The 16,795-nt window shown below is 70.5% G+C and carries 16 protein-coding genes; 11 read left to right on the forward strand and 5 right to left on the reverse strand.

Features of this window, described 5'->3' with window-relative positions; translation table 11 throughout:
- The 5 genes from AB0H36_RS46155 to AB0H36_RS46175 form a co-directional block, all read left to right on the forward strand.
- A partial coding sequence (locus AB0H36_RS46155) for an FAD-dependent oxidoreductase (protein WP_360538234.1) occupies positions 1-282 on the forward strand: 282 nt, incomplete at its 5' end.
- A gap of 28 nt (positions 283-310) precedes the next feature.
- Positions 311-604: a sarcosine oxidase subunit delta gene (locus AB0H36_RS46160; RefSeq protein ID WP_360538236.1), complete on the forward strand. Its 294-nt coding sequence runs from the start codon at positions 311-313 to the stop codon at positions 602-604.
- Positions 601-3,492, forward strand: a complete 2,892-nt coding sequence (locus AB0H36_RS46165) for a 2Fe-2S iron-sulfur cluster-binding protein (RefSeq protein WP_360538238.1) — start codon at positions 601-603, stop codon at positions 3,490-3,492. Before AB0H36_RS46160 ends, AB0H36_RS46165 begins: the two co-directional genes overlap by 4 nt.
- On the forward strand, positions 3,485-4,000 hold the full coding sequence (locus AB0H36_RS46170; protein ID WP_360538240.1) for a sarcosine oxidase subunit gamma family protein: 516 nt from the start codon (positions 3,485-3,487) through the stop codon (positions 3,998-4,000). Before AB0H36_RS46165 ends, AB0H36_RS46170 begins: the two co-directional genes overlap by 8 nt.
- Entirely contained in the window at positions 4,000-5,370 is a 1,371-nt protein-coding gene (locus AB0H36_RS46175) for an L-serine ammonia-lyase (RefSeq protein WP_360538242.1), read from the forward strand. The genes AB0H36_RS46170 and AB0H36_RS46175 overlap by 1 nt, the downstream gene beginning before the upstream one ends.
- 60 nt (positions 5,371-5,430) lie before the next feature.
- Here AB0H36_RS46175 and AB0H36_RS46180 read toward each other — a convergent pair whose 3' ends face one another.
- From AB0H36_RS46180 to AB0H36_RS46200, 5 genes are all read right to left on the reverse strand, one after another.
- Positions 5,431-6,060 (reverse strand): MBL fold metallo-hydrolase, encoded by a 630-nt coding sequence (locus AB0H36_RS46180; RefSeq protein WP_360538244.1) that lies wholly within the window; start codon positions 6,058-6,060, stop codon positions 5,431-5,433.
- Complete coding sequence (locus tag AB0H36_RS46185; protein ID WP_360538246.1) at positions 6,057-7,142, reverse strand: S-(hydroxymethyl)mycothiol dehydrogenase; 1,086 nt, start codon at positions 7,140-7,142, stop codon at positions 6,057-6,059. The genes AB0H36_RS46180 and AB0H36_RS46185 overlap by 4 nt, the downstream gene beginning before the upstream one ends.
- A gap of 29 nt (positions 7,143-7,171) precedes the next feature.
- Positions 7,172-8,038 carry a formyltetrahydrofolate deformylase gene (gene purU / locus AB0H36_RS46190; protein WP_360538248.1) on the reverse strand — a complete coding sequence of 289 codons (867 nt, stop codon included), beginning with the start codon at positions 8,036-8,038 and terminating at the stop codon, positions 7,172-7,174.
- 191 nt (positions 8,039-8,229) lie between these two features.
- Positions 8,230-9,879, reverse strand: a complete 1,650-nt coding sequence (locus tag AB0H36_RS46195) for a BCCT family transporter (RefSeq protein WP_360538250.1) — start codon at positions 9,877-9,879, stop codon at positions 8,230-8,232.
- Positions 9,880-10,056: 177 nt separating this feature from the next.
- A complete protein-coding gene (locus tag AB0H36_RS46200; RefSeq protein ID WP_360538252.1) occupies positions 10,057-10,866 on the reverse strand; it encodes an IclR family transcriptional regulator in 810 nt (269 codons plus the stop codon).
- Between the two features lie 153 nt (positions 10,867-11,019).
- Between AB0H36_RS46200 and AB0H36_RS46205 the strand changes: the two genes are divergently transcribed.
- Genes AB0H36_RS46205 through AB0H36_RS46230 form a run of 6 tightly spaced genes read left to right on the forward strand, consistent with a single transcriptional unit; the run spans position 11,020 to position 16,596 of the window.
- On the forward strand, positions 11,020-11,370 hold the full coding sequence (locus AB0H36_RS46205) for a bifunctional 3-phenylpropionate/cinnamic acid dioxygenase ferredoxin subunit (RefSeq protein ID WP_360538254.1): 351 nt from the start codon (positions 11,020-11,022) through the stop codon (positions 11,368-11,370).
- Positions 11,367-12,536 (forward strand): FAD-dependent oxidoreductase, encoded by a 1,170-nt coding sequence (locus AB0H36_RS46210; protein WP_360538256.1) that lies wholly within the window; start codon positions 11,367-11,369, stop codon positions 12,534-12,536. Before AB0H36_RS46205 ends, AB0H36_RS46210 begins: the two co-directional genes overlap by 4 nt.
- A gap of 34 nt (positions 12,537-12,570) precedes the next feature.
- Complete coding sequence (locus AB0H36_RS46215) at positions 12,571-13,473, forward strand: bifunctional methylenetetrahydrofolate dehydrogenase/methenyltetrahydrofolate cyclohydrolase (protein ID WP_360538258.1); 903 nt, start codon at positions 12,571-12,573, stop codon at positions 13,471-13,473.
- The gene (folP, locus tag AB0H36_RS46220) at positions 13,470-14,348 is read left to right on the forward strand and encodes a dihydropteroate synthase (RefSeq protein WP_360538260.1); all 879 of its coding nucleotides are present in this window, start codon (positions 13,470-13,472) and stop codon (positions 14,346-14,348) included. The genes AB0H36_RS46215 and folP overlap by 4 nt, the downstream gene beginning before the upstream one ends.
- Positions 14,348-15,250, forward strand: coding sequence for a methylenetetrahydrofolate reductase (locus tag AB0H36_RS46225; RefSeq protein WP_360538262.1), 903 nt, complete (start codon positions 14,348-14,350; stop codon positions 15,248-15,250). The genes folP and AB0H36_RS46225 overlap by 1 nt, the downstream gene beginning before the upstream one ends.
- Positions 15,247-16,596 (forward strand): Mur ligase family protein, encoded by a 1,350-nt coding sequence (locus AB0H36_RS46230; RefSeq protein ID WP_360538264.1) that lies wholly within the window; start codon positions 15,247-15,249, stop codon positions 16,594-16,596. The genes AB0H36_RS46225 and AB0H36_RS46230 overlap by 4 nt, the downstream gene beginning before the upstream one ends.
- The last annotated feature ends 199 nt before the right edge of the window (positions 16,597-16,795 follow it).

The following is a 16,795-nucleotide window of genomic DNA, read 5'->3' on the forward strand; positions in this document are numbered from 1 at the left end:
TTCCCGATCTTCGGCCGCGCCCACCTGCTGCGGACCTGGGGCGGCATCGTGGACGTCGCCCCGGACGCCTCGCCGATCATCGGGGCCACCCCGGTCGACAACCTCTACGTCAACGCGGGCTGGGGCACCGGCGGCTTCAAGGCCACGCCGGCCGCCGGCTGGGCGATGGCACACACGATGGCCACCGGCGAGCCGCACGAGCTGAACCGGCCGTTCGGCCTGGAGCGGTTCACGACCGGCGCGCTGATCGACGAGCACGGCGCGGCCGGCGTCGCCCACTGATCCGAGAGCCCGAGAAGGAGCACCTCTGATGCTGCAGCTGAAGTGCCCGTGGTGCGGACTGCGGGACGAGACCGAGTTCCACTACGGCGGCCAGGCGCACGTCCCGTACCCCGAGGATCCCGGCGCCCTCACCGACGAGGAGTGGGCGCAGTACCTGTTCTTCCGGGCCAACCCTAAGGGACCCTTCGCCGAACGGTGGTCGCACAGCGTCGGCTGCCGCAGGTGGTTCAACGTCGTCCGCGACACCCGCAGCTACGAGGTCCTGGCCGTGTACACCGCTGCGGATCCGCGTCCCGACCTCACCGCAGGAGGCAGCCGATGAGCAGCCAGTCCCACCGGCTTCCGACGGGTGGCCGGATCGACCGGAGCACGGTGCTCACGTTCACCGTCGACGACGTCGAGTACGCCGGGCATCCCGGCGACACCATCGCGTCCGCGCTGCTTGCGAACGGCCGGGTGCGAGTCGGTGACTCGATCTACCGCAAGCGCCCGCGCGGCATCCTGGCGGCCGGACCGGAGGAGCCGAACGCGTTGCTCCAGGTGCGTGGCGAGCACTCCGAGCCCATGGTGCCGGCGACGGTTCGTGAGCTGGTCGACGGTTTCAGCGCGACGACGCTGTCGGGCCTGGGCGTACTCGACCCCGAGCCGGACATGGCGACGTACGACAAGAAGTTCGTGCACGCCGAGGTCCTGGTCGTCGGCGGTGGCCCGTCAGGGCTTGCGGCCGCGCTGTCTGCGGCGCGTTCCGGCGCACGGGTCATCCTGCTCGACGAGCAGCCGGAGCTCGGCGGCTCGCTGCTCTCCGCTCGCACCGAACTCGTCGACGGCCGGCCTGCGGACGAATGGCTGGCCGCCACCACCGCAACGCTGGCGGCGGCGCCGGAGGTCACTGTCCTCACCAGGACATCGGCTTTCGGGTCGTACGACGACAATTACGTCCTCGCGGTCGAGAATCGCGCGGCAGGCAGCCTGGACCCGCAGCCCATTGGGGTGTCGCGGCAGCGGGTGTGGCACATCCGCGCCGGCCAGGTCGTTCTGGCGACCGGCGCCCACGAGCGGCCGCTGGTCTTCGCGGGCAACGACACCCCGGGTGTGCTGCTGGCGGGCGCAGTGCGGACCTACCTCAACCGGTACGCCGTTGCGCCCGGCCGCAAGGCCGTTGTCGCGACGACCAACGACAGCGCGTACGACACGGTCGAGGACCTCGTCTCCGCCGGCGTCGAGGTTGCCGCCGTACTCGATGCTCGCGACGGCCTGTCCGCCCGCGCGGCTGAGGTCGCCGACAGCGGGGTGCGTGTCGTTCCGGGCAGCACGGTCGAACGCGCCGAGGGCGACCCGGCCACCGGTCTGCTCGCGAAGGTGGACGTGGGGACGCTGGGCGAAGGCGACGAGGTCGAGTTCGCCGAGACGCTGGACGCCGACCTGCTGGCCGTCTCCGGTGGCTGGAGTCCGGTGGTCCACCTGCACAGCCAGCGGCAGGGAACCCTGCGCTGGGATGACGCCTTGGCCGCTTTCGTGCCCGGCAGCGTGGTGAAGAACCAGCGGGTCGCAGGCTCCGCCCGCGGCACCGTGACCCTCGCCGACTGCCTGCGTGAGGGCGCGATCGCGGGCGCCGAAGCCGCGAAGGCAGCGGGGTTCGCGGTCGAACCGCTCGCCATCGGCGCGTCGCCCCGCCGGTCCGGCTCGGGCGAGTCCCGGCAGCTCTGGCTGATCGCCGGCGTCGGCGGCGAACCCGGCGAGTGGGACGAGCACTTCGTGGATCTGCAGCGCGACCAGACGGTCGCGGACGTCTGGCGGGCCACCGGCGCGGGGATGCGCAGCGTGGAGCACGTGAAGCGCTACACCTCGATCGGGACCGGCCAGGACCAGGGCAAGACCTCAGGGATCAACGCGATCGGCGTGATCGCGGCCGCCCTCGGCGGTGAAGGGATCGGCGCCGTGGGTACGACGACCTACCGGGCGCCGTACTCGCCGGTGTCGTTCGCGGCACTCGCCGGCCGGGAGCGTGGCGACCTGTTCGACGCGCGGCGGACGACGCCCATCCACGACTGGCACGTCGAGGCAGGGGCGGAGTTCGAGGTCGTCGGCCAGTGGATGCGTCCGTGGTACTACCCGCAGCCGGGGGAGGACCTCGAGGCCGCGGTCGAGCGGGAGGGCCGTGCCGCGCGCACCGGCGTCGGCATGATGGACGCCTCCACCCTCGGCAAGATCGAGGTACAGGGCTCCGACGCCGGCGAGTTCCTGAACCGCATCTACACCAACGCGTTCAAGAAGCTGCCGACCGGCTCGGCCCGGTACGGCGTGATGTGCACGGCCGACGGCATGATGTTCGACGACGGCGTGACGCTGCGGCTCGCCGACGACCGGTACTTCCTGACGACCACGACCGGTGGCGCCGCCGGCGTCCTCGACTGGCTCGAGGAGTGGCTGCAGACCGAGTGGCCGGACCTGCAGGTCTACTGCACGTCGGTGACCGAGCAATGGTCGACCGTGGCCGTCGTCGGTCCACGGTCCCGCGACGTCGTCGCCCGGGTGGCTCCCGAGCTGGACGTGTCGAACGAGGCGTTCGGGTTCATGACGTTCCGCGAGACGGTGCTCGCGTCGGGGGTTCCGGCGCGGATCTGCCGGATCTCGTTCTCCGGCGAGCTGGCCTTCGAGATCAACGTGGCCGGCCGGCACGGCCGGTCGGTTTGGGAAGAGGTCTACGCAGCCGGACAGGACTTCGGCATCACGCCGTACGGCACCGAGACGATGCACGTCCTGCGTGCGGAGAAGGGCTACCCGATCGTCGGCCAGGACACCGACGGCACGGTCACACCGCAGGACGCCGGGATGGAGTGGGTCGTGTCGAAGGTCAAGGACTTCGTCGGCCGGCGCTCGTACACGCGGGCCGAGAACCTGCGCGCCGATCGCAAGCACCTCGTCGGCCTGCTGCCGGTCGACCGCACCACCCGGCTGCCCGAAGGAAGCCAGGTGATCGCCGCCGGAGAGCAGGTCGCCGGTGGCTCGGATCCGGTGCCGATGCTCGGCCACGTGACCTCCAGCTACCACAGTGCGGCCCTCGAACGGCCGTTCGCGCTCGCCTTGGTGAAGGGCGGGCGGGAGCGCATCGGAGAGGTGCTGGTGGCGCCGGTCGGCGACCGGCTCGTCGAGGTGGAAGTGACCTCGCACGTGCTCTACGACCCCGAAGGGACGAAGCGAGATGGCTGAATCGGGCACGCTGCAGGAGTTGCAGTTCTTCAGCATGGTAAGCCTGCGCGTCGATCCGGACTCGGCCGCGGCACGAGGCATCGAGTGTGTCCTGGAGTCTGCGCTGCCGGGGACCTGCGGCGAGGTCTCCCGGCGCGGCGACCAGGTGGTGCTGTGGCTGGGGCCGGACGAGTGGCTGATCGTGTCGGAGCCGGCGGTGGCCGACGTTGCCGCCCGCCTCCGCGTCGCCGCGGGCGGCGGGCACGCGGCCATCGTCGACGTCCCGGCGAACCGCACGATCCTCGAGCTCTCCGGCCCCCAGGCGCGGGAAGTCCTCGAGAAGGGCTGCCCGGTCGATCTGCACCCGCGCGTGCTGGCCGACGACACCGCGGTCCTGACGACCCTCGCGCGCGTCCCCGTCCTGCTCTGGAAGGTCGACCGTACGACGTTCCGGGTCCTGCCGAGGACTTCGTTCACGTCGTACGTCAGCATGTGGCTGCTCGACGCCATGCAGGAGTTCGCTGCCTGATGGCGCTCTCGGCGTTCGATCTCTACTCCGTCGGCATCGGCCCGTCCTCGTCGCACACGGTCGGGCCGATGCGGGCGGCGAAACGGTTCGTGGACGGGCTGGCCGGTTCTGGCCGGCTGGCCGACGTCCGCCGGGTCCGGGCCGAGCTGTTCGGATCGCTCGGAGCGACCGGGCACGGTCACGGTTCGCCGAAGGCCGTCGTTCTCGGGCTCGAGGGCGAGGACCCGGCGACCACGGACACCGAGCGGGCCGACGCCCGGATCGACGAGATCCGGGCGGCCGGCAGCCTGCTGCTGAACGGCACCACCCCGGTCGGGTTCGACGTGGACACCGACCTGGTCATGCACCGGCGCAAGAGCCTGCCGGCCCACCCGAACGGCATGACGTTCGCCGCCTTCGACGCGGACGGCGGACAGCTCGAGTTCCGGACGTACTACTCCGTCGGCGGCGGCTTCGTCGTCGACGAGGCGGCCACCGGCGCGGACCGCTTCGTACTCGACGACACCCAGGTCAAGTTCCCGTTCTCCACCGGCGGCGAGCTGCTGGCGATCTGCGAGCGTGAGCAGCTGTCGATCAGTGACGTCATGCTGGCCAACGAGCAGGCCTGGCGCACCGAGGACGAGATCCGGGCCGGGATGCTGCACCTGTGGTCGGTCATGGCCGAGTGCGTCGAACGCGGCTTCCACCGGGAGGGCGTGCTGCCCGGCGGCCTCCGGGTGCCCCGGCGCGCACCCGGCCTGTTCCGGGAGCTCTCACGCAAGGGGTACGACGACCCGCTGCACGTCGTCGACTGGGTGAACCTCTACGCGCTCGCCGTCAACGAGGAGAACGCGTCCGGCGGGCGCATCGTGACGGCGCCCACCAACGGCGCCGCCGGGATCATCCCGGCCGTCCTGCACTACTACGTCCACTTCGTTCCGGGAGCCGACGAGGACGGCGTCGTCCGGTTCCTGCTGACCGCGGCGGCGGTCGGCATCCTGTTCAAGACGAACGCCTCGATCTCCGGCGCGGAGGTCGGCTGCCAGGGTGAGGTCGGCTCGGCCTGCTCGATGGCGGCCGGCGGGCTCGCCGAGGTCCTCGGCGGCACACCGGCGCAGGTGGAGAACGCCGCGGAGGTCGGCATCGAGCACAACCTGGGCCTGACCTGTGACCCCGTCGGCGGCCTGGTGCAGATCCCGTGCATCGAGCGGAACGCGATCGCCTCGATGAAGGCGATCAACGCGGCGCGCCTGGGCGTCAACGGCGACGGGAGCCACAAGGTGAGCCTGGACAAGGCGATCAAGACGATGCGGGACACCGGCCGCGACATGAAGGTCAAGTACAAGGAGACAGCCCGCGGCGGCCTCGCCGTCAACGTGATCGAGTGCTGAGGATCCAGCACGACAACGCGGTCCAGCCCCGCTGACGGGACTGGACCGCGTTCGTCCGCCTCAGTGACCGCGGGCGATCCACGCTTCCAGGTCGCGGCTCTCCGCGCCGATGGAGGTGTCGCCACCATGACCCGTGTGGACGACCGTCTCGGCCGGGAGGCTGAGCAGCTTGTCCCGGATCGAGTCGATGATCGTCGGGAAGTCGCTGTACGAACGCCCGGTCGCGCCGGGTCCGCCCTGGAAGAGGGTGTCGCCGGTGAAGACGGCACCGAGCTCCTTGCTGTAGAAGCAGCAGGCGCCCGGCGCGTGCCCGGGAGTGTGCACCGTCCGGAGGGTGATCCCGGCCACCTCGAACTCGTTGCCATCAGCAAGTTCTTCGTCGGGGGCGGACTCGTGCACCTGGTCCCAGAGCACCCGGTCCGCCGGGTGCAGGTGCGAGCGAGCGCCGGTCGCCGTACACAGGTCCTTGGCTGCGTTGACGTGGTCGTTGTGCGCGTGCGTCAGCAGCACGGCGCGCACAGTCCGTCCCGCGACCGCGGCGACGATCGGCTCGGCCGAGTGGGCGGCGTCGATGACGACGCACTCGCTGTCGTCGCCGATCACCCAGACGTTGTTCTCGACGTCCCAGGTGCCACCGTCGAGGCTGAAGGTGCCCGCGGTCACCACGCGGGTGATGCCGGCCGCGCTCACAGCTCGACCACCGAGCGCAGGACCTCGCCCTTGTGCATCTTCGCGAAGGCGTCCTCGACCTCGTCGAGCGCGATCGTCTCGGTGATGAACTCGGCCAGCGGGAACCGGCCCTGCTGCGCCAGGTCGACCAGCATCGGGAAGTCGCGGGACGGCAGGCAGTCGCCGTACCAGGAGGACTTCAGCGCGCCGCCGCGCCCGAAGACCTCGAGCAGCGGCAGGGTGATCTCGCTGTCCGGCGACGGGACGCCGACCAGGACGACCGTGCCGGCCAGGTCGCGGGCGTAGAACGCCTGCTCGTAGGTCTCGGGACGTCCGACCGCCTCGACGACGACATCGGCACCGAAGCCACCGGTCAGCTTGCGGATCGCCTCGACGGCGTCCTCCTCGCGGGAGTTGACGGTGTGGGTCGCCCCGAACTGCTTGGCCCAGTCGAGCTTGCGGTCGTCGACGTCGACCGCGATGACGGTGGAGGCGCCGGCCAGCGCCGCGCCCGCGATCGCGGCGTTGCCGACGCCGCCGCAGCCGATCACGGCGATCGAGTCGCCGCGTCCGACGCCGCCGGTGTTGACCGCCGCTCCGAAACCGGCCATGACGCCACAGCCGAGGAGACCGGCAGCCGCGGCCGGCGCGTTCGGGTCGACCTTGGTGCACTGTCCCGCCGCGACGAGCGTCTTCTCGAGGAAGGCGCCGATGCCGAGGGCCGGCGAGAGCGGGGTGCCGTCGGTCAGCGTCATGCTCTGCTTGGCGTTGTGGGTGTTGAAGCAGTACTGCTGCTTCCCCTTCAGGCAGGCGCGGCACTGGCCGCACACTGCCCGCCAGTTCAGGATGACGAAGTCGCCCGGAGCGACCTCGGTCACCCCTTCGCCGACGGACTCGACCAGACCGGCGGCCTCGTGGCCGAGCAGGTACGGGAACTCGTCGCCGATCCCGCCTTCGCGGTAGTGCAGGTCGGTGTGGCAGACGCCGCACGCCTGGACCTTCACCACGGCCTCGCCGGGGCCGGGGTCGGGTACGACGACGTCGACGAGCTCGACCGGCGCTCCCTTGCTGCGGGCGATGACTCCCTTGACGGTGACGGGCATGGTTCTCCTTGTTCTCAGGGGTATGGCGTTCAGCGGAAGACGACGGTGCGGTTGCGGTCCAGCAGGACCCGGTGCTCACTGTGCCACCGGATCGCGCGCGCCAGGACCTGGGCCTCGACGTCGCGGCCCGCGGCGGTCATGTCTGCGGGGTCGAGGGAGTGGTCGACGCGGGCGACGTCCTGCTCGATGATCGGCCCCTCGTCGAGGTCCGAGGTCACGTAGTGCGCGGTGGCGCCGATCAGCTTCACGCCGCGGGTGTGCGCCTGGTGGTACGGCTTGGCGCCCTTGAAGCTCGGCAGGAACGAGTGGTGGATGTTGATCGCCCGTCCCTCGAGCTTGCCGCACAGCTCGTTCGACAGCACCTGCATGTAGCGGGCCAGGACGACGAGGTCGACGTCGAGGGAGTCCACCAGCTCGAGTAGCCGCGCCTCGGCCTCCGGCTTGGTGTCCGGGGTGACCGGCACGTGGAAGAACGGGATCCCGTTGGCGTCGGCGACGGCCTCGAAGTCGCGGTGGTTGGAGACGATGCCGGGGATCTCGAGGTTGAGCGCGCCGGTGCCGGTGCGGAAGACGAGGTCGTTCAGGCAGTGGCCGAAGCGGGAGACCAGCAGCAGCGCGCGGGTCGGCGTGTGCATGTCGTGCAGCTGCCACGCCATCGCGAACTGGCTCGCGATCGCGGCGAAGCCCTGGCGCAGCGACTCGACGGTGACGCCGTCCAGCCGGAACTGGACCCGCATGAAGAAGGTGTCGGTCAGCCGGTCGTCGAACTGCTGGCTGGCGCTGATGTTGCCGCCGTGCTCCATCACGAAGCGGCTGACCGCGAAAACGATGCCGGGCGCCTCCGGGCAGGTCAGCGTGAGGACGTACTCGTGGCCGGCGGGGGGATGAGGCGCCATCAGGGTCTCCTTTGCGTATTACACAACAGCATGAGCGATACGCAACAGACTGCCTTCCGCGGCGGACCTGGTCAAGAGGGTGTGAAGCCGTTTTTCGGCCGCGCCGGCGGCGGGTCCAGGCATGCAAGCAGGCCGGGAGACGGGCCCGTTCCCGGACCCGTCTCCCGGCCTGCTGCCGGCTGTCGAGGGTGCTAGCCGACTGGTGTCCGGGTGGTCGGCGCGGTGCCGTTCGGCGCCGGCGTGACCGCCTGGTCGTCGTACTCCTCGAGGGTGGGCGCGACCCTCCGGCGGCCCGGGCGCGGCGCCGGGTCCGGTTCGTTGCGGAGCTCCTTCACCAGAGCCACGGCGGCGCCGATCATCACGAACATGAAGGGGAAGGCGGCGAGGATACAGAGTGTCTGCAGCGCCGAGAGTCCGCCGGCGAGCAGCAGGATCCCGGCCACGGCACCGGTCATCACTCCCCAGAAGATGGTCACCGTCGTGCGGGGTTCACGACAGCCCCGGCAGGACAGCGTGGCCATCACGAGCGAGGCGGCGTCCGCGCCGGAGATGAAGAAGAAGGCCACCAGGATCACGACGATCAGCGCGGTCAGCGCGAACCACGGATACTGGCGCAGGAGCTCGAAGAGCGCCGTCTCCTGGCCCTGTTCGAGGGCGCCGGCCAGGTCGGTGCCGCCGAGTTGCAGGTTGATCGAGATGCCACCCAGGACCGAGAACCAGACGAAGGTGACCAGGCTCGGCGCCAGCACGACGCCGAAGACGAACTCGCGGATGGTGCGGCCGCGCGAGATGCGCGCGATGAACGCGCCGACGAACGGCGTCCACGACATCCACCAGGCCCAGTAGAAGATCGTCCAGCCGCCGAGCCAGTCCTGGCCGCCGAACGCGCCGGCCCGGAAGCTCATCGGGACGATCTGGTAGAGGTAGTCGCCCGTGGACTCGGTGAACGTGCTGAGGATGAAGACGGTCGGCCCCACCACGAACAGGAAGAACAGCAGCGCGACGGCGAGCGCCATGTTGATGTTCGAGAGGTACTGGACGCCGCGATGCACCCCGCTGACGGCCGAGACGATGAACGCCAGCGTGAGCAGCGCGATGATGCCGATGGCGACCGGCGTCGACTTGGGGACGTCGTACAGCTGGTTCAGGCCGGAGTTGATCTGCAGGGCGCCGAGGCCGAGGGAGGTCGCCGAGCCGAACAGGGTGGCCAGGATCGCGAAGCTGTCGATGGCCCGGCCGGCGCCGCCTTCGGAGCGCTTGCCGAGCAGCGGGAAGAACGTCGAGCTGATCAGGTTCGCGCGGCCGTGCCGGAAGGAGAAGTACGCGAGGGCCAGCCCGATGACGGCGTACATCGCCCAGGGATGGAACGCCCAGTGGAAGAACGAGTACTGGATGGCGAGCTGCGCGCTCTCCTGGCTGTTGGGCTCGGCCAGGCCCATCGGCGGCGTGCTCAGGTGCGACAGCGGCTCGGCGACGCCGTAGAACATCAGCCCGATGCCCATGCCGGCGCTGAACATCATGGTGACCCAGCTGACCGTCCTGAACTCGGGCCGCTCGTCGTCGCGGCCGAGCCGGATCCGGCCCCAGCGGCTACAGGCCAGGACGACGGCCAGGACGACGAAGCCTGTGCTCGCCAGGACGAACAGCCACCCGAAGCTCTTGATCACCCAGGCCAGGGCATCGCCGGAGACGCCGGCCAGCCCTTTGTTGTCGAAGATGCCCCACAGGATGAACGCGAGCGCGAAGGTGGCCGACACAGCCAGGACGAGCCTGTCGACCGGCAGGCGGACGAACCGATCAGGGCGATCCGACGTGGACGGATTCTCGGGGTTGGTTGACATTGCGAAGAGTCCCTTCAGTGGGTTCCACGTGCCCGGGCGCTCTCGACTGTAGGACTGTGTTGTGTGATCCGCAACACCTTGCGGTAAATGAAACAGAGGGTAGCCAGCGGGGCAGGCCAAAACGCGAGCGGGCCGACGCGCGCCGTTCGTGGCTGAAGGTGGGTCGTGCCGGAGGGGCTAGCCCAGCCAGCCCATGCGGTGGCTGATCCGGCTGCCGGCCAGCTTGAGGTCTTCCTCGGTGCTCTTGATCCGCGCCCTGTCGTAGCGGAAGGCCGGGCCGGAGGCGCTCAGCGCCCCGACCACCTCTCCGGTGTGGTCGCGGATCGCCGTGGCCGCGGCGTTCAGGCCTACCTCGAGCTCCTCGAAGGCGGTGGCGAGGCCGGTCTCGCGGACCTCGGCCAGCTGGTCGAGCAGGGCCTTGCGTGAGGTCACCGTGTGCTCGGTGAGCTTCGGCAGGCCGGCCTGGTCCAGGATCGTGTCGCGCTGCTCGTCCGGCATGTAGGCCAGCAGGATCTTCCCGCTGGACGTCGCGTGCAGCGGGGTCAGCTGGCCGACCCAGTTCTGGCTTGCGACGGCCGCCGTACTGCGGGACTGCTGCACGTTCACCGCGTAGTGCTCGCGGACCACCGCGAGGTTGATCGTCTCGTCGAACTGCAGGGCCAAGGCGTCCATGATCGGCTGGGCCTGGCGCACCATGTCGATCCGGGTCGGGATCGCGCTCGCCAGCCGGAGGATGCCGAAGGCGAGCTGGTACTTGCCCCGGTCGGTGTTCTGCTCGACCAGGTCGCGCTCCTCGAGGGCGGCGAGCAGCCGGAAGGCCGTCGACTTGTGGACGCCGATCTCCGCGGCGACCTCGCTCACACCCGCGTGACCCTCGCGCGCGAGGATCTCGAGCACTGTGATGGCCCGGTCGACGGACTGCACGCCGCCCTGGCTGTCGCCGCTGCGGCTGGCTCGTCCGGTCGCATTCTGCTCCCCGTTGCTCATAGCGCAACCCTACCCGTTAAGAAGTGTTAACCCCAGGACGCCACCGGTGAATTGTGACCGACCTCGCCCCGGCTCTTGACAGCGGCTGGCCCGGGTTCTCAGACTGTTGCGCATTGCGCGACCAGTTGTGCTATTCGCACCGAGGTGGAGAACATGATCCGAGTCTGTCCGCTCTCCGCACTACCGCCCGGAGAGGCGCTGCGCGTCGATGCCGAGCCGCCCATCGCGGTGTTCCACACCGAGGAGGGCGAGCTCTTCGCCGTCGACGACACCTGCACCCACCAGGACGCCTCGCTCGCCGACGGCTGGCTGGAGGGCTGCGAGATCGAGTGCCCGTTGCACGCGTCGAAGTTCGACCTGCGCACCGGGGCGGTCGACGCGCCGCCGGCCAAGCTGCCGATCCGGACCCACGCGGTGCGCGTCGAGGACGAGCACATCTGTGTGGAGCTGTCCGACGCCGAGCCCAACCTCCCACCGGGCGTGACGTTCGGGGCGAAGTCGTGAGGACGATCGCGGTCGTCGGCGCCTCGCTCGCGGGTCTCTACGCGGCGCAAGCGCTGCGGACGCAGGGATTCGACGGCGAGGTCGTCGTGATCGGCGACGAACTGCGCAGGCCCTACGACCGGCCGCCGCTGTCGAAGGAGTTCCTGGCCGGCCGGATCGACGCGGAGGTGCTGAACCTCGAGTCGGCCGGCGACGATCTGCAGGTGCGCTGGTTGCTCGGGACGCCCGCGGTGTCGCTGTGCACGAACACCCGAGAGGTGCTTCTGGCCGACGGCTCCCGGATCGCCGCCGACGGAGTGGTCATCGCCACCGGCGCCCGGCCACGGACCCTGCCGGGTACGGCGAAGCCGGCCGGCGTCCATGTGCTGCGGACGATCGACGACGCCGTCGCGCTTCGGTCGGAGTTGCTCCCGGGCGCGCGGCTCGTGGTGATCGGCGCCGGCTTCATCGGCGGCGAGGTCGCCGCGACGGCGAAGGCCCTCGGACTCGACGTGACTGTGGTCGAGGCCATGCCCTCGCCGCTGGCCGGACCACTCGGCGCCGAGGTCGGTGCTGTGGTGAGCGGGTTGCACGAGGCGCACGGCGTCGCGCTCCGGTGCGGTGTTGGCGTCCGCGGACTGACCGGCCGCCAGCGGGTCGAAGGTGTCGAACTGGCGGACGGGACGGTATTGCCCGCCGACGTGGTCGTGGTCGGCATCGGGGCGGTGCCGAACGTCGAGTGGCTCACCGGCTCTGGCGTTGCCATCGGCAACGGGGTCGAGTGCGACCACCAGGGCCGCACCAGCATCCCCGGCGTCGTGGCAGTCGGCGACTGCGCGTCGTGGCAGGACCTGCGGCTCGGTCGCCCTCACCGCGTCGAGCACTGGACCGGAGCCATGGAACGACCGGCCGTCGCCGTTGCGGCTCTGCTCGGCGGAGACGAGTGGAGCGAGCACCGTCCGGTCGGCGTCCCGTACTTCTGGTCCGACCAGTACGACGTACGGATCCAGTTCGCCGGCCACGCCGCGGAGGCCGACTCGGTGACGATCGAGGCCGGAACTCCGGCGGGTCATGACGTCCTGGCCGTCTACCGCCGCGGCGAGGTTCCGGTCGGTGTCCTGGGCATGAACCAGACCCGCCAGTTCGGCCGGTGGCGGCGGCAGCTCAACACCGCGGTTCCGGTCTGACGTGCTGTCCCACGAGTCTCGGAAAGGCGGGCCGGTGGCCATCGCGAAGAGGATTGACGGACGCAAGGTCGCCGGCGACCTGAAAGCACAGCTCGCCGTCCGCGTCGCCGCCCTGCACGCACAGGGGATCCGCCCGGGGCTCGGCACCATCCTGGTGGGTGACGACCCGGCGAGCCGTTCGTACGTCGCCGGCAAGCACCGGGACTGCGCCGACGCCGGGATCGAGTCGATCCGGGTGGAACTGCCCGCGTCGGCGCCTCAGGACGAGATCGAGACCGCCGTACGGCGCCTCAACGACGACCCGGCGTGTACCGGCTTCATCGTCCAGCTCCCGTTGCCGCCGCATGTCGACACGCATCGGATCCTCCAGCTGATCGATCCCGGCAAGGACGCCGACGGGCTGCACCCCACCAATCTCGGCAAGCTGGTGCTCGGCATTCCCGGCCCGCTGCCGTGCACTCCGCGGGGCATCATCGAGCTGCTCCGCCGGCACGACGTGGAGATCACCGGCCAGCGGTTCTGCGTGATCGGCTGCGGCCTGACCGTGGGCAGACCGCTCGGACTCATGCTGACGCGACCGACCGAGCACGCCACGGTGACGCTGTGCCACGAGGCGACGGTCGACATCGCGGCACACACCCGCGCATCGGACGTGGTGGTTGCCGCCGCCGGCGTCGCCCACCTGGTCAAGCCGAGCTGGATCAGCCCGGGCGCGACCGTCCTGTCGGTCGGCGTCACCCGGACGATCGAGGGCATCCTCGGCGACGTCCATCCCGAGGTCGGCGCGGTGGCCGGCAAGATCAGCCCGGCGACCGGCGGGGTCGGGCCGATGACCCGGGCGATGCTGCTGACGAACATCGTCGAGATCGCCGAGCGGAGCCGGTTCGAGGCATTCGCCGACGGTGGGAGCCGGCCGGTCGCGGAGGTGCTTCGATGAGCGCGCTCCGGGTCGTCGAGCCGGCGGCACGACCGACCGGCACGAGTCTTCGGCGGTGCCAGGTGCTCGGCGTCCTCAACGTCACGCCGGACTCGTTCTCCGACGGCGGACGGTTCGCCGCGGCCGCCGCGGCAGTTGCCCGGGGCATCGAGCTCGTCCGGCAGGGCGCGGACATCGTCGACGTCGGAGGTGAGTCGACCCGGCCCGGCGCCGTACGCGTCGACGAGGCCGAGGAGTCGCGCCGGGTGATTCCCGTGATCCACGCGCTGAGTGCCGCCGGCGTCAGGGTGTCGGTGGACACGATGCGCGCGAGCGTCGCCGAGCAGGCGCTCGCGGCCGGCGCGGTCATGGTCAACGACGTCTCGGGCGGGCTTGCGGATCCTGCGATGTTGCCGCTGATCGCCGCTGCACAGACTCGCTGTGTCCTGATGCACTGGCGCGCTCACTCCGAGGTGATGGATGCTTTCGCCGGCTACCACGCCGTCGTCGAAGAGGTGTGCCTGGAGCTGTCGAAGCGGGTCGACGCAGCCCTCGCGGCGGGAGTCGGGGCCGACCGCATAGTGCTCGATCCAGGACTCGGCTTCGCCAAGAACGCCGAGCACAACTGGTCCCTGCTGGCCGGCCTGCCGGCCCTCCGCGATCTCGGCTTTCCGCTCCTGATCGGTGCCTCCCGCAAGCGATTCCTGGCCGACTGTGTCGACTACGGCGGACTCGCCCCGGACAACCCGCTGGATCGCGACGACGCATCGAGTGCCGTCGCGGCGCTCGCGGCAGCGGGCGGAGCCTGGGGCGTGCGGGTGCACACTGTTGCGCCCGCAGCCGCGGCTGTGCGGGTCGCGTCCCGCATCAGTGCAGCCGGGTTCGGGGGCCGATGATGCGCCGGCGTGCGCGTGCCGACGTACTCGAGGGACTGCTGAACCGGGTGCGCTACGAGGTTCTCCCGACCGCAGGTGTCGTGGACGCCGTGGCTGCCGGCCTGCCCGGGGGAGCCACGGTCACAGTGACCGCGTCACCGTCGAAGGGCCTCGATGCCACGCTCGACGTGGCCGAGCGGCTGGCGGGCCGCGGGTACGACGTCGTACCGCACCTCGCGGCACGGATGATCGCCGGACCCGGTGAGCTCGCGGAGATCACCGCCAGGCTGCGGTCCGCGGGAGTCACGAAGGTGTTCGTCCCGGCCGGTGACGCGGAACCGGCGACCGGGGCCTACGACAGTGCGTTGCCGCTGCTGCGTGATCTGGCGGCCGCGGCACATCCGTTCACCGAGGTCGGCATCACCGGGTATCCGGAGTCGCATCCGGGCATTCACGACGACCTGACGATCCAGGCCATGTGGGACAAGCGGCAGTACGCGACGCAGGTCGTCAGCAACCTGACATTCGACCCGGACACGCTGGCCTCCTGGGTACGGCGGGTTCGCGCTCGCGACGTGCGGTTGCCGATTCTCGTCGGGCTGCCCGGTCCGGTCGAGCGCGCGAAGCTCGTGCGGATCGCGACGAAGATCGGAGTCGGCGAGTCGGCCCGGTTCCTCGCGAAGCACGGCGGGGTCTTCGCCCGCGTCGCCGTACCCGGTGGCTACGACCCGATCCGTTTCCTCGACCGGGCGGCCGCGACGCTCGGGCGTGCGGACCTGCACGTTGCCGGCTTGCATCTCTTCACGTTCAACCAGGTGGCCGAGACCGAAGCCTGGCGGGTGGCTCAACTGGCTCGCCTGCACGGTCGCGCTGACCGAAGCGGCGCCCGAGCCGCTGGTGTCCCGGGATGGGGGCTCTCATGACCGACAACCTGTCGATCCGGGCGATCGAGGAGCGGCTGCTGACTCGGTGGCCGGAGACGAAGCTCGAGCCGTCGCTCGACCGGATCGTCAACGTGATGCGCCTGCTGGGCGATCCGCAGCGCAGGTACCGCGGCATCCACATCACCGGGACCAACGGCAAGACCAGCACGGCCCGGATGGTCGAGGCACTGCTGGCCGCGTCGGGTGAACGGACCGGCCGGCTCACCAGCCCGCACCTGACGAGCGTCCGGGAGCGCATCGGCATCGCCGAGGAAGTCATCGATGTGCGGGCGTTCCGGTCCGCCTACAGTGCGGTCGGCAAGCAGGCGGAACTCGTCGACGCGACCATGCGGCACCCGCTGTCGTTCTTCGAGATGACGGTTGCCATGGCATACCGTGCGTTCGCCGATGCCGCGGTCGACGTCGCCGTGGTCGAGGTGGGCATGGGTGGGCGATGGGATGCGACCAACGTCATCGACGCCGATGTCGCCGTGGTGCTCCCGGTGGACCTCGACCACACCGACTACCTCGGCCCGACGACCGCCACGATCGCTCAGGAGAAGGCGGGCATCATCAAGCCCGGGTCGGTGGCCGTCAGCGCCCGCCAGAGTGCGGACGTCGCCGCGGTGCTGCAGGCCCGGGCGCGTTCCGTCGGCGCCAGCCTCGTTGTCCAGGGCAACGACTTCTCGCTGCTCCGGCGGACCGCCGTTGAGGGTGGCCAGGTCATCTCGGTGCAAGGACTGCACGGGACGTACAGCAACGTCTTCCTGGCGCTGCACGGTCGCCACCAGGCGGACAACGCGGCCTGCGCGATCGCGGCGGCAGAGGCCGCTGCGGGGCGGCAGTTGGACCTTGCCGCGGTGCGCGCCGGTCTCGGCCAAGTGGCCTCGCCGGGCCGTTTCGACGTCCGGCCGGGTGAGCCGTTGGTGATCCTGGACGCCGCGCACAATCCGCACGGAGCGCGCGCCCTGGTCGAGTCGCTCACCGAGCTCGCGCCGTGCCGGACGTTCGCCGTCGTCGCGGCGATGGCGGACAAGGACGTCGAGGGTGTGCTGCGCGAGCTCGAACCCGTCGTCGATGTGGTCGTGTGCACCCGGAACTCCAGCCCGCGCAGCATCGCGCCGGCGAAGCTTGCGGCCACCGCCCGGCAGGTCTTCGGCGCGCAGCGCATCCATGTCGCGTTCAACGTGGCGACTGCGATCGAGAAGGCTCGCGCGCTCGCGGCGCCGCTACCCGGTCGAGCCCCGGACGCCCTCCTGCTCGTCACCGGCTCGGTGGTGACCGTCGGCGACGCGAACCGGGTGCTGCCTCCTGGACCACCGATGGGTCAAGCCCTGCCCGGGTGAAGGACACCCATCGGTCCCCGGGGTTGGGTGCCGGAGCCCCTTCCGGCACCCAACCCCACCTCTTCGTGGAGGAGACAAGCAGTGAGTGGTAAGCATGCGGGCGCCGAGGATCCGCAGGACGACCTGACGGCCGGTCCGCCGAAGACCTACGCGGCCGGCCTGCCGGCGGTGGCCCACGCGATGCAGTACTCGCTCGAGC

Source organism: Kribbella sp. NPDC050820 (genome assembly GCF_040653975.1).
In the GTDB taxonomy this organism is placed as follows: domain Bacteria; phylum Actinomycetota; class Actinomycetes; order Propionibacteriales; family Kribbellaceae; genus Kribbella.